General features: G+C 54.6%; 11 protein-coding genes. All 11 read left to right on the top strand.

Annotated elements, in window-relative coordinates:
* The first annotated feature begins 129 nt into the window (after window positions 1–129).
* The 11 genes from remA to pknB all read left to right on the top strand — a co-directional run bounded on the left by remA (window position 130) and on the right by pknB (window position 12,308).
* On the top strand, window positions 130–390 hold the full coding sequence (remA, locus tag FS806_RS05145; protein WP_023483007.1) for an extracellular matrix/biofilm regulator RemA: 261 nt from the start codon (window positions 130–132) through the stop codon (window positions 388–390).
* Window positions 380–1,021 (top strand): guanylate kinase, encoded by a 642-nt coding sequence (gene gmk, locus FS806_RS05140; RefSeq protein WP_144933551.1) that lies wholly within the window; start codon window positions 380–382, stop codon window positions 1,019–1,021. Before remA ends, gmk begins: the two co-directional genes overlap by 11 nt.
* A complete protein-coding gene (gene rpoZ / locus FS806_RS05135; RefSeq protein WP_144933550.1) occupies window positions 1,022–1,231 on the top strand; it encodes a DNA-directed RNA polymerase subunit omega in 210 nt (69 codons plus the stop codon). It begins immediately after the preceding gene.
* A 365-nt stretch (window positions 1,232–1,596) separates the two neighbouring features.
* Window positions 1,597–2,808: a bifunctional phosphopantothenoylcysteine decarboxylase/phosphopantothenate--cysteine ligase CoaBC gene (coaBC, locus tag FS806_RS05130; RefSeq protein ID WP_144933622.1), complete on the top strand. Its 1,212-nt coding sequence runs from the start codon at window positions 1,597–1,599 to the stop codon at window positions 2,806–2,808.
* Window positions 2,809–5,322: a primosomal protein N' gene (priA, locus tag FS806_RS05125; protein WP_144933549.1), complete on the top strand. Its 2,514-nt coding sequence runs from the start codon at window positions 2,809–2,811 to the stop codon at window positions 5,320–5,322.
* 52 nt (window positions 5,323–5,374) lie between these two features.
* Entirely contained in the window at window positions 5,375–5,851 is a 477-nt protein-coding gene (gene def / locus FS806_RS05120) for a peptide deformylase (RefSeq protein ID WP_144933548.1), read from the top strand.
* A 7-nt stretch (window positions 5,852–5,858) separates the two neighbouring features.
* On the top strand, window positions 5,859–6,806 hold the full coding sequence (gene fmt, locus FS806_RS05115) for a methionyl-tRNA formyltransferase (protein WP_144933547.1): 948 nt from the start codon (window positions 5,859–5,861) through the stop codon (window positions 6,804–6,806).
* 21 nt (window positions 6,807–6,827) lie between these two features.
* Entirely contained in the window at window positions 6,828–8,204 is a 1,377-nt protein-coding gene (gene rsmB, locus FS806_RS05110; RefSeq protein ID WP_144933546.1) for a 16S rRNA (cytosine(967)-C(5))-methyltransferase RsmB, read from the top strand.
* 224 nt (window positions 8,205–8,428) lie between these two features.
* Entirely contained in the window at window positions 8,429–9,478 is a 1,050-nt protein-coding gene (rlmN, locus tag FS806_RS05105; RefSeq protein ID WP_144933545.1) for a dual-specificity RNA methyltransferase RlmN, read from the top strand.
* Window positions 9,479–9,484: 6 nt separating this feature from the next.
* Window positions 9,485–10,243, top strand: coding sequence for a Stp1/IreP family PP2C-type Ser/Thr phosphatase (locus tag FS806_RS05100; RefSeq protein ID WP_144933544.1), 759 nt, complete (start codon window positions 9,485–9,487; stop codon window positions 10,241–10,243).
* A gap of 7 nt (window positions 10,244–10,250) precedes the next feature.
* On the top strand, window positions 10,251–12,308 hold the full coding sequence (gene pknB, locus FS806_RS05095) for a Stk1 family PASTA domain-containing Ser/Thr kinase (RefSeq protein WP_144933543.1): 2,058 nt from the start codon (window positions 10,251–10,253) through the stop codon (window positions 12,306–12,308).
* Window position 12,309: the final 1 nt, after the last annotated feature.

Below are 12,309 nucleotides of genomic sequence, written 5' to 3'. Positions count from 1 at the left end.
CGTTTATCCTTGCGGCGCAGGGGGCACGAACCGCTTTTTCAACGGTTGATATGCTTTGTTTTCTTGTTGACGAACCCAGACAGACGTTTGAGAAGGCGATGTCAGGGCAAAACTTTTGGGAGGAACAGAATGGCTATTAAACTTATTAATATCGGGTTCGGCAATATTGTTTCCGCCAACCGGATCATATCGATCGTCAGTCCGGAATCTGCACCCATTAAAAGAATAATACAGGAGGCGCGGGACCGTCATATGCTGATAGACGCTACTTATGGAAGGCGTACCCGGGCAGTTATTATTACGGATAGCGATCACGTCATCTTGTCTGCAGTTCAGCCGGAAACGGTGGCCCACCGACTCTCCAACAAGGAAGATGATCATGACGAATAAGGAATGTCAGTGGGGAGGCGAAGAAAGAGGGATTCTCATTGTTCTTTCCGGACCTTCCGGGGTAGGGAAGGGGACGGTTTGCTCTGCTCTTCGCTCCATGTCCAAAGACCTCGTTTATTCAGTTTCCGCTACCACGAGGCTTCCTCGGGAAGGCGAAATCGACGGGGTCAATTACTTTTTTAAGACCCGGGAGCAATTTCTGTCCATGATTGATAATGAGGAGCTTCTGGAGTGGGCGGAATATGTGGGTAATTATTATGGAACGCCTAAAGCATTTGTAGAACAGACTTTGGCATCCGGCAAAGATATCATTCTGGAGATTGAGGTACAGGGAGCGCTTAAGGTGAAAGAGAAGTTCCCGGAAGGCGTCTTTATCTTCCTGCTTCCTCCTTCGATAGACGAACTGCAGAACCGCATTACAAACCGGGGCACCGAATCGGAGGAGACGATCCGTAAGCGGATGACGGCCGCAGTGGAGGAGATCAGCTTATCCGAGCATTATGATTACATCATTGTCAACGATAAGGTCGAAGCTGCCTGCAACCGTATCCGCTCAATTATGGTCGCCGAACACTGCAAGAAAGAGCGGTATCTTCCCAAAATAAAAAAATGGATCGAAGAGGTGCTGTAAATGCTATATCCATCTATCGATAAGCTGTTAACCAAAGTAGACAGTAAATATTCCCTGGTGGTGGCCGCGGCCAAGCGGGCCAGAATGCTGAGGGAGGGGGCCGTCTCGGAGCTGGAGAATCCCAAATCACACAAGCCGGTAGGAGTCGCCCTGGAAGAATTATATGCCGATTATATTTATTACGAGAAACTAGATCATAAGAACGAATAACGGCATCTTCTGCCTGCAATGCTTGAACAACCCTTCGAGGTTGTTATTTTTTTCTGCAAGCATGGGTGTGAGGTCGAAATTGTATAAAGTGACGGAGCTTGGAGGATGGTTTAAACGCCAACCCCGGTAGGATGCGGACAGAATATGCTTCGGAGGCGGCACGTCATTTTTTGGGTGCTTATTTAAAAAAAGTATAAGTTTCGCCATATACCTGTTCTTATATTTCATCGGTAAACGCGCCTGTCCTAAGGACGGCGACGGCCGTTTATCCTTGCTGCCTGGAATGCCTAGATAATGTTTATAACGAAGGAAGCTTGTCTGGTTTGCCGGATTATAATGGACGTGGAGAAAGGATGAGAAGCATGATTTTGAAAGGGAAATCGATTCTGCTGGGCGTAAGCGGCGGGATTGCTGTCTACAAAGCGGTATCGCTGTGCAGCAAGCTCGCGCAGGCTGGGGCCGATGTCAGAGTGATCATGACCGAATCGGCTGTGAAGTTTGTAGCGCCGTTAACGTTTCAGACTCTTTCCAGGCATCATGTCATGACGGATACGTTCGAGGAGAAGGACCCGTCCGTTGTTTCCCATATCGATTTGGCCGATCATGCGGATTTGGTCGTTATCGCTCCCGCTACGGCCAATATATTAGCCAAGATGGCACTGGGCATCGGGGACGATATGTTAAGCACGACACTGTTGGCTACGACGGCCCCCATTCTTGCCGCCCCCGCGATGAATGTACATATGTACGAGCACCCGGCGGTGCTTAACAATATGGAAACCCTTCGAGAACGGGGGGTACGCTTTATCGAGCCCGGAGAAGGCCAGTTAGCATGCGGCTATGTGGGCAAAGGCCGTTTGGCGGAGCCGGAGCAGATTTATGAAGCGATCGTTGCTATGCTGCAGCCGGATCTTCCCCTGCAGGGCAAGAAGGTGCTGGTGACGGCCGGCGGGACAGTGGAGAGGCTGGATCCGGTTCGTTACCTGTCGAACGATTCCTCCGGCAAGATGGGCTATGCTGTTGCCGAAGAGGCCCGGGGGATGGGGGCGGAGGTCGTTCTGATCAGCGCACCTTCCTCTCTGCCCAGACCGGAAGGAGTGGAGTTCGTTCCGGTTGTTTCCGCATTGGATATGCTATCGGCTGTTATGGAAAGGCTGAAAGACGTCGATATTGTTATCAAGGCGGCCGCTGTGGCCGATTATCGTCCGGCTGAAGCCTCCCCCGTCAAGATCAAGAAGAAAGACGAGGAAATGACCATCCGGCTGGTCAAAAATCCGGATATTCTGCAACAAATCGGAGAGCGGAAAACCAAGCAGTACGTCATCGGCTTCGCCGCGGAAACGAATGATCTGGAGGCGAACGGTCTGGACAAGCTGCGTCGCAAAAACTGCGATTTGATGGTGGCCAACGATGTCACTCTCGAAGGAGCCGGCTTCGGTACGGATACGAACATCGTTACTCTGCTGGACAAGGACGGGAATGTGGAGCGGCTGCCGATTCTGTCCAAGCGCGAGGTCGCCCGGCATCTGCTGAAGCTCGCGGCGGAACGCCTCCCATCTGCGGGAGGGAAGCGTTAAATGTATGCCAAGGTTATTGTCGATGTGCCCTCCCGGCAGACGAACCGCCCTTATGACTATTTCGTTCCCCCTGCGCTGATTCCGTGGGTGGAAGTAGGCAGCAGGGTAGGTGTTCCATTCGGCAATCGCACGGTTCAGGGCTTTGTCGTCGACTTGACGAAACGGCCCGACGTGGCCGCCGGCAAACTGAAGGATATTGCGGGTGTTCTGGATGCCCACCCTCCGCTGACTCCGGAGCTGGTGGAGCTGGGGCGCTGGATCAGCCGCACCTATCTATGCCATGAAATTACCGCGCTGCAAGCGATGATTCCGGGTGCACTGAAAGCGAAATACGAGCGGCTGGTACGGCTGGAACCGTATGAGGAGTCGGAGCTGGCTTTTCTTGTTCCACGGCAGCTCGAGTTGATCCGGTATTTGGAAGCGAAGGGCAGTGTGCCGCTGGATGACCTCATCCAACGCTATCCGGGAGAGGGAGAATGGATCAAGGAGCAGATACGCAAAGGCCGGTTCAGCGAGACGAATTCGATTCGCGACCGGGTCGGCCGGAAGAAGCTGCTTACAGTATATCCTCCCGAACCGCCGGAGCTGCTGGAGCAGTATGCGGGAGAGCTTCCGGCCAGGGCGGCCCGGCAGAAGGATGTGCTCGACTATCTGCGAAGCAACCCGCATCCGGTGCCGCTCGCGGAATTGACCAAGAAGCTCGGGGTCGGGGCCGGCACGGTCAAAGGATTGGCGGATAAAGGCTGGATCTCGATCCGGGAGGTGGAAGTATTCCGCGACCCCTATGCGGACAGGGACTTCCGGCGGACGGCCCCGCTGCCTCTCACACCGGAACAGGAGAAGGTGTTCGGCTCGATCTCGCGTTCCCTGACGAACTCTGTTCACCGGGTATTTCTGCTGCATGGGGTTACCGGAAGCGGCAAGACGGAAGTCTATTTGCAGTCCATTCAGCAGTGCCTTGACCTCGGCAGGGAAGCCATCGTGCTCGTTCCGGAGATTTCTCTGACTCCCCAGATGGTGGAGAGGTTCAAGGGAAGGTTTGGCGATCAGGTGGCCGTTCTGCACAGCCGTCTGTCACAAGGAGAAAGATATGATGAGTGGCGCAAAATTACGCTTGGTCAAGTGAAGGTGGCCATCGGTGCGCGCTCTGCGGTTTTTGCCCCTTTCACCAGACTTGGCTTGATCATTCTCGATGAGGAGCACGAATCGAGCTATAAGCAGGAAGACAGTCCCAAGTATCATGCACGGGAAGTGGCCATTCGTAGGGCCCGTTATTTCGGTGCGGCGGTGGTGCTGGGTTCCGCCACCCCTTCGCTCGAGAGCTATGCGAGAGCGGCGGAAGAGAAGCCGGATCATCCGGATGCGGATGAGGAAGCCCTGGCGGCCAGCCGCAAGTATCGTCTGCTGGTCATGAAGGACCGGGTGGAAGGACGCCCCCTGCCTCCGGTGCATATTGTAGATATGAGAAGCGAACTCAAGGACGGCAATCGTTCCATGTTCAGCCGGCCGTTATACAACGCTATCGAACAGCGGCTGCAGCGCAAGGAACAGACGGTTCTGCTGCTTAACCGCAGAGGTTATTCCACTTTCGTCATGTGCCGCACTTGCGGATATACGCTAAGCTGCCCTCATTGCGATATTTCATTGACCTATCACCAAAGCTCGCAGGCGGTTCGCTGCCATTACTGCGGCTATGCCGAGAGGCAGGCCCAAGTTTGCCCTAATTGCGCAAGCGAGCATATCCGTTACTTCGGGACCGGAACCCAGCGGGTGGAGGAAGAGCTCGCCAAGCTGTTCCCTGGAATCCGCGTCATCCGGATGGATATTGATACGACCAGCGAGAAGGGAGCCCATGAGAAATGGCTGACCCAATTTGCCAACCAGCAGGCGGATGTCCTACTGGGCACGCAGATGGTAGCCAAAGGCCTTGACTTCCCCAACGTGACATTGGTAGGAGTGATTGCGGCGGATACGATGCTCAATCTGCCGGATTTCCGTGCGGCGGAAAGAACCTTCCAGCTGATGACTCAAGTGGCGGGCAGGGCAGGCCGGCATCATCTGCCCGGAGAGGTGTTCGTGCAGACATACACTCCCGAGCACTACAGCGTTCAATGTGCCAGTCGGCATGACTTTCATTCCTTCGTGCACACCGAGCTGGAGATGAGAAAGCTGAGGGATTATCCTCCGTACTGCCGGATGATCCTGGTGACATTGTCGCATGAGCAGATTCCTCTGCTCGTCAGAACGGCGGAAACGTTCGCCGCCCGGGTGAAGGAGATGGCCTCTGCGGAAGCGGCCCGTACCGGAGTCCTGTCGGATATGGAAGTATTGGGGCCGGTAGCCTCTCCCATTTCCCGCATCAAAGATAGATATCGGTTTCAATGTCTGATAAAATATCGGAAAGATACGTCTGTTTCCGAACGCGTCCGCGAAGCGGTCTCCTCCTTCGACGATCTGGTCAGGCAGGAACGGCTGCAAATCAGCGTGGATGTCGACCCGTATTTACTAATGTAGCGGGCGGATGGGCGAATACGATGTTTGAACTTGAATAAAGGATGGTGCTCCTATGGCATTGCGCATCATAGTTAAAGATCCGGATCCGGTACTGAGGGAAAAAGCTAAGCCGGTTCCCAAAATAACCCCGAACATACACAAATTGCTGGACGATATGGCCGAGACGATGTATGACGCCCAAGGGGTCGGTCTGGCTGCTCCCCAGGTCGGAATATTGAAGAGAGTCATCGTCATGGATGTCGGGGATGAGAACGGCTTGATCGAGCTGATCAATCCGGAAATTATTGAGAGAGAAGGAGAGCAGTTCGGACCGGAAGGGTGCTTGAGTATTCCGGGGCTGACCGGCGATGTTCGCCGCGCCCAGAGAGTAAAGGTGAAGGGGCTCAATCGGAACGGAGAGGAATTCGAGCTGGAAGGAACCGATTTGCTGGCCCGCTGCATCCAGCATGAGGTCGATCATTTGAATGGGGTCCTGTTCACCGATCTGGCTGAAAAGACGTACCGCAGCGAATCGGAAGAGGGGGATTGAGGCTGACTTGAATATCGTATTTATGGGGACGCCGGATTTCGCCGTCCCTTCTTTAAAGATGCTGCTGGAAAATAATTATCCGGTCAAGGCGGTGGTCACCCAGCCGGACCGGCCGAAGGGCCGCAAACGGGTGCTGACCGCTCCTCCGGTTAAGGAAGTTGCCCTGGCCCATGGGCTTCCCGTGCTGCAGCCGGAGCGAATCCGCGCGGCAGAGGCGGTCGGGCAGATTCGTGATCTCGAGCCGGACCTGATTGTAACGGCGGCCTATGGACAGATTGTGCCCAAATCGCTGCTGGAGCTCCCGCGGCATGGTTGTATTAATGTGCATGCCTCCTTGCTGCCCAAGTATCGCGGGGGAGCGCCGATTCAGCATGCGATTCTGCGGGGAGAGAAGGTAACGGGGGTCACCATTATGTATATGGCGGAGGGCCTGGATACCGGGGATATGATCAGCCGGGTGGAGGTTCCGATAGAAGATGAGGACACCGCCGGTACGTTATTCGATAAGCTTAGTCTGGCCGGAGCCGATCTGCTGAAGCGCACGCTTCCCGATTTGCTGGCCGGGCGCATTCAGGCTGTGCCCCAGGATCATGGACAGGCGACTCTGGCCCCGAATATCCGCAGAGAGGATGAGCGGATCGATTGGAGCCGTCCCGCTGCGGAATTGTACAATCAAATTCGCGGCCTGAATCCGATGCCCGGAGCGTTCACAACCTGGAACGGAGAGGTGCTCAAGATCTGGGCCAGCCGCAAGCCTGCCTCTGATGTGCAGGAGAAGCAATCGGCGGCCGCACCCGGGACTATACTTCAGGCTCTTCCGGAAGGGATTGAGGTGGCTACCGGCCAGGGAAGCCTGTGGCTGACGGTCATTCAGCCCGCAGGCAAGAAGGCGATGGAAGTCGCTCAGGTGTTAAGGGGAACACAACTGCTACCCGGCACCGTTCTGGGCGAATGATAATAAAAGGAGGCGTCGCGGGTGAAACCAACCCATCCTGCCCATGCAAAGCCAACCGCCCGTGAGCTCGCTCTGGATATCCTTACACGCGTAGACCGGGAAAGGGCCTACAGCAATCTGCTGCTCAACCAGATGCTGCGCAAACATAAGCCGGACCGCCTGGAGGCTTCCTTTGCGACAGAGCTCGTCTACGGGACTATCCAGCACCGGTCTACGATTGATTACTTCCTCGGGCAATTTGTCAGCAAAGGGCTGGACAAGCTGGAGCCGTGGGTGCGGAATTTGTTGAGAGTCAGCTTCTATCAGCTGTATTATCTGGACCGTGTCCCATCGCATGCTGTCGTTAACGAGGCGGTCAACCTAGCCAAGAAAAAAGGCCACAGAGGCATTTCCGGGATGGTTAACGGCGTATTGAGGAATGTTCTGCGCCAGGCGGACCGGCTTGTTCTCCCTGAGCTGGAGGACCCGGTTCGGCGGATTGCGCTTACGACCTCCCATCCCGAATGGATGGTGGCGCGCTGGGTGAAGCAGTATGGCGAAGAAACCGCCGAGAGGATATGTGAAGCCAACAATTCCGCTCCCAGCTCCAGCGTTCGCGTCCAGAGCCTGCGCAGCAGCCGGGACCAAATGGTGGAGCGGTTGAGGGAGGCCGGGGTGAAGGCTGAGCCATCGCGGCTGGCCAGCGACGGCATTGTAGTAGAGCAAGCCGGAAATATGGCCGATACCGAATGGTATAGAAGCGGCCAATTGACCATCCAGGACGAGAGCTCCATGCTCGTGGCGGATGCGGTGGCGCCTTCGCCGGGCATGAAGGTGCTGGATTGCTGCGCAGCCCCCGGCGGCAAAACGACCCATCTGGCGGAAAGAATGAACGACGATGGGGAAGTGATCGCCTGCGATGTTCATGAGCATAAAGAAAAGCTGATTCGTGAGCAGGCTGAGCGGCTGCAGCTTACCTGCATTCATACCGTCGTTACGGATGCGAGAAAGCTGAGCGAACGTTTCCCGCCCGGCACATTCGACCGCATTCTGCTGGACGCTCCCTGCTCGGGACTGGGAGTGATCCGCCGCAAGCCGGATCTGAAATGGGCCAAAAGCGAGTCCGAGACCGATGCTGTAGCGCGGGTTCAGAAGGAGCTGCTGGAGGCGGTGCATCCGCTCTTGAAGCCGGGCGGAATTCTTGTCTACAGCACCTGCACGATCGAATATAATGAAAATGAAGGGCAGATCCGTTCCTTCCTGGAGCGTCATCCGAAATTTTCTGTGGCGGCATGGACGCCTTCCCAAGAGCCGTTGCACCTGCCGGAAAGCAGGTGGCGGGAAGGCATGCTGCAATTGCTTCCCCAAGATTATAACAGCGACGGTTTTTTTATTGCCCGACTGCAAAAAAAGGCCTGACCACTTCATACAAGTGTACCTGAATAAAGGTGCACTTGTTCTATCTCTATGTCTTGCGCCGTGTCATCCCCATTGCATTCCGACGGACGCAGTTCCGACTTTGATAAGGTGGTCCTTATCGCTGTAAGAACAGATCAGACAGCAAAAGTGTTTCCATCCCAACTTTTATGATAAAATAGACGGGATTAGCAACAATATTTGAAAAAACAGGTTGTGATCCTATAATGAAACCATTTGTATATGATTTAACATGGGAAGGCTGGCAGCAGTGGATGAAAGAGAACGGGCTTCCTTCCTTTCGTGCGGGTCAAATTTTTGACTGGCTGTATGTCAAGAGGGTAGAGTCCTTCGAGGCTATGACCAATCTTCCCAAAGCCCTTCGGGAGAAGCTGGAAGAGGAATTCCAGTTTGTCACCTTGAAGGAGATTGCCCAGCAGAAATCCAAAGATGGCACGGTCAAGTTTCTGTTCGAACTTGGGGATAAGCATGCTATCGAGACGGTTATTATGAAGCATAGTTACGGCAACAGTGTATGTGTGACCACGCAGGTAGGCTGCCGGATCGGATGTACCTTCTGTGCTTCCACCCTGGGCGGACTGAAGCGGAATCTCGCCCCGGGCGAGATCGTGGCGCAAATCGTCAAGGCTCAGCAGCTTCTGGATGCAGTCGGAGAAAGAGTGAGCAGCATCGTCATTATGGGAATCGGGGAACCGTTCGAAAATTATGATGCGATGATGACCTTCCTTCGCATCATGACCCATAATAAAGGCTTGAACATCGGACAGCGACATATTACGGTATCGACCAGCGGCATTGTCCCCCATATTTACAGATTTGCCGATGAGGAGACACAAATCTGTCTCGCAATCTCTATCCACGCTCCGAATGATGCGCTGCGGTCCAAGCTAATGCCCGTCAATCGGCGGTATCCTTTCGCAGATTTGATCGAGGCCTGCAAATATTATGTGAACAAAACGGGCAGGAGGCTGACTTTCGAATATGCTCTGATGGGCGGTGTCAACGACCAGCCGGAGCATGCGGAGGAATTGGCCCAGGTTCTGCAGGAAATCCCGCTTTGTCATGTCAATCTCATTCCCGTTAACCATGTCGTGGAGCGTAAATTTGTCCGCACGCCGCGGGAAGACATCTTTGCTTTCCAGCGCATTCTGGAGAAGCATAAGATCAACACAACGATTCGCAGGGAGCAGGGAAGCGATATTGCTGCCGCTTGCGGGCAGCTACGCGCGAAGCATTTGGAGACCAGTAAGAGGTGATGAAGAATGAGGATAGCTAACCGAAGCGATGTCGGCCGGATTCGGATGGTGAATGAAGATCGCGCCGCGGTGATGGCCGATTGTAACGGTTATGCGCTGGCGGTTGTCGCTGACGGCATGGGCGGTCATAAAGCCGGAGATATCGCCAGTCAGTTGGCCATTGAGACCATTCAGGAATCTCTCGTCCGTACTCTGCAGCCGGGGTCGGGCCCCGAGGAATGCGGGCAAACGGTCAAAAAAGCCGTGCTTGAGGCCAATCGCACGATTTTCGAAGCGGCATCGCGAACGGTGGAATACAGCGGTATGGGAACGACAGCCATCGTTACGCTGGCCGACCGGGAGCGCCTGATTCTGGGGCATATCGGCGACAGCCGTGCGTATTTGCTGCAGGGCGGTCATTTCCGGCAATTGACCGAGGACCATTCGCTGGTCAACGTCCTGATCAGAACGGGCCAAATTACGGAGGAGGAAGCCGAGCGGCATCCGCGCAGAAATATTTTGATGAGGGCGCTTGGGACCGAGCTTGAGGTGGATGTGGACATTATTCAGACGGAATGGTCCGACGGAGATATTGTCCTGATCTGTACGGACGGATTGAGCGGAGCCGTGCCCAAGGAGGAGCTTGAACTCGTTCTGAAATCGGATGCCGATTTGGACGGGAAGGCTGACCGCTTAGTTCATAAGGCGCTGGAAGCCGGCGGAGACGATAATATTACCGTGGTTCTGATGGCCAACGACCCCAATCCTTCGGGGGAAGCGAGGTGATTGAGAAGTGACAGGTCAGATACTCGGTGGGAGATATGAAATCCTAGAGAGAGTGGGCGGGGGTGGAATGGCGCTCGTCTACAAAGCCCATGATCTGCTGCTCAATCGCCATGTAGCCGTTAAAGTTCTTCGCCAGCAGTATATTCACGATGAAGAGTTCATCCATCGCTTCGGCCGGGAAGCGCAGTCGGCAGCGGCCCTGTCTCATCCTAACATCGTCAGCATTTATGATGTCGGGCAGGATGAGGACGTCCACTACATCGTTATGGAATATGTGGAAGGGATGACGCTGAACGATCTGATTAAGCAGAAAGCTCCGCTTCAGGTTGAGGAAGCCGTTCACATCGCTTCCCAGATTTGCGATGCTCTGGACCATGCTCATGCGAATGAAATTATTCATAGAGATATTAAACCCCATAACATTCTGATGGGAAAGAACGGCCGGGTGAAGGTAACCGACTTCGGAATTGCCCAGGCAGGAACTTCGTCGAGTATTACCCAGACCGGGTCCGTCGTCGGATCAGTTCATTATTTCTCTCCTGAGCACGCCAAGGGGATAGCTGCCGGGGCGAAGTCCGATTTGTATTCGCTTGGCATAGTATTGTACCAGATGCTGACGGGGAAGCTTCCGTTTCTCGCGGACAGTCCGATCAGCGTGGCGCTCAAGCATCTGCAGGAGAACGTGGAAGAGCCGCGCAAGGTGAATCCTCTCATTCCGCAAAGCGTGGAGAATATCATTCTGAAGGCGATGCGCAAAAAGCCGGAGCAGCGCTATCAATCGGCGGTGGAGATGCTGAGCGATCTCGAGACATGCCTGCTTCCGGAGCGGAGGAACGAACCGAAGCTGGACGATCCCGACATGGATGACGGTGACGATGACGAGAAGACCAAGGTAGTGCCGGCGATCCGTTCCGACCGTTTCGAAGAGGATTCCGAGCCGGAGGGCAAGAAGCGCAGAAGGGCGGCCCCCTGGATATGGACGATCGTCTTCCTGGTCGTGGTCGGGGGATTGCTGGCAGGGATTTACTATGTGAAGGGTCAGTTTGCCGTCAAGGAAGTTCTCGTACCGGATGTAGTAGGCGAGCACGTAGAAAAAGCCGAGGCAATGTTAGTAGAGGCCTCTCTCACTCCAAAGATTACTTACGAAAATAGCGATACGATAGAGAAGGACCATGTCATTGACCAGAGCCACAAAAATATCAAGCTGGTCGAAGGAAGTGAAGTCACGCTTACCGTAAGCCACGGGGTTGAACTGAAAACCTTGGACGATTACGTCGGCAAGAAGTGGAAGGACGTGCAGAAGACGCTGAAGGAGATGGGGATTGACGATTCGCAGATTGATGTAACCACCAGGTATGACGATCAGCCGGAGGACACCATTCTGGAGCAGTCCCCGAAGCCGGACGAGGAATTCGACCCGGCCAAGGTAGAGGTCAAGATCGTAGTCAGCTTGGGCAAGGAAAAGCACAAGATGCCTGATTTAACCGGAAAAACAGTAGAAGAGGCAGATGCCATTCTGCTCCAGAAGAACCTGAGCAGGGTGAAAGGGAAGGAAGGGATTACCGAGCAGCATACCTTCCTCCAGCCCAAGGGAAAAATATTCGATCAATGGCCCTACAAGCCTGGGCAGGAGGTCGAATCGGGAACGAACAACATTATTTATTATGTCAGCGCAGGCCCGCCGGAGGATGCGGGACAGATGCTCGTCACCCTGCCGGAGCTCAAGCCGGTTGAGGAGGGCACTGCCTCCACGTTCAGGATCGTTATTACGGATGCCCAATATGAGAATTACGAATACCGGACCTTCGATATAACGAAGCCGGGGTTGCTGAATGTTCCGGTGATCGTGACCAAGGAGCGAAATGCGGTCATTAAGATGTTCCGCAACGACGAGCACTATGACACGAAAACCGTCACTTATAACGACTATCTGCATCAGAAGGAAGGGATGAAGCCCAATGAGGCCAGCCCGACTCCTACGCCTGACCCTGCCGGCGATCGATCCGCTGCGGCGACACCGCAGCCGAACGAATCCGCCAAGCCGCCGGAACAAGGGGGGCAATAAG

This window comes from Paenibacillus sp. 32O-W (assembly GCF_007679495.1).
Classification (GTDB): domain Bacteria; phylum Bacillota; class Bacilli; order Paenibacillales; family NBRC-103111; genus Paenibacillus_L; species Paenibacillus_L residui.
Note: the sequence above shows the minus strand (reverse complement) of the source record. Positions and strands in the feature narration are given on the sequence as shown.

Coding starts and splice junctions, on each gene's coding strand:
- remA (WP_023483007.1), top strand. CDS start 130: ATGGCTATTAAACTTATTAATATCGGGTTCGGCAATATTGTTTCCGCC.
- gmk (WP_144933551.1), top strand. CDS start 380: ATGACGAATAAGGAATGTCAGTGGGGAGGCGAAGAAAGAGGGATTCTC.
- rpoZ (WP_144933550.1), top strand. CDS start 1,022: ATGCTATATCCATCTATCGATAAGCTGTTAACCAAAGTAGACAGTAAA.
- priA (WP_144933549.1), top strand. CDS start 2,809: ATGTATGCCAAGGTTATTGTCGATGTGCCCTCCCGGCAGACGAACCGC.
- def (WP_144933548.1), top strand. CDS start 5,375: ATGGCATTGCGCATCATAGTTAAAGATCCGGATCCGGTACTGAGGGAA.
- rlmN (WP_144933545.1), top strand. CDS start 8,429: ATGAAACCATTTGTATATGATTTAACATGGGAAGGCTGGCAGCAGTGG.
- FS806_RS05100 (WP_144933544.1), top strand. CDS start 9,485: ATGAGGATAGCTAACCGAAGCGATGTCGGCCGGATTCGGATGGTGAAT.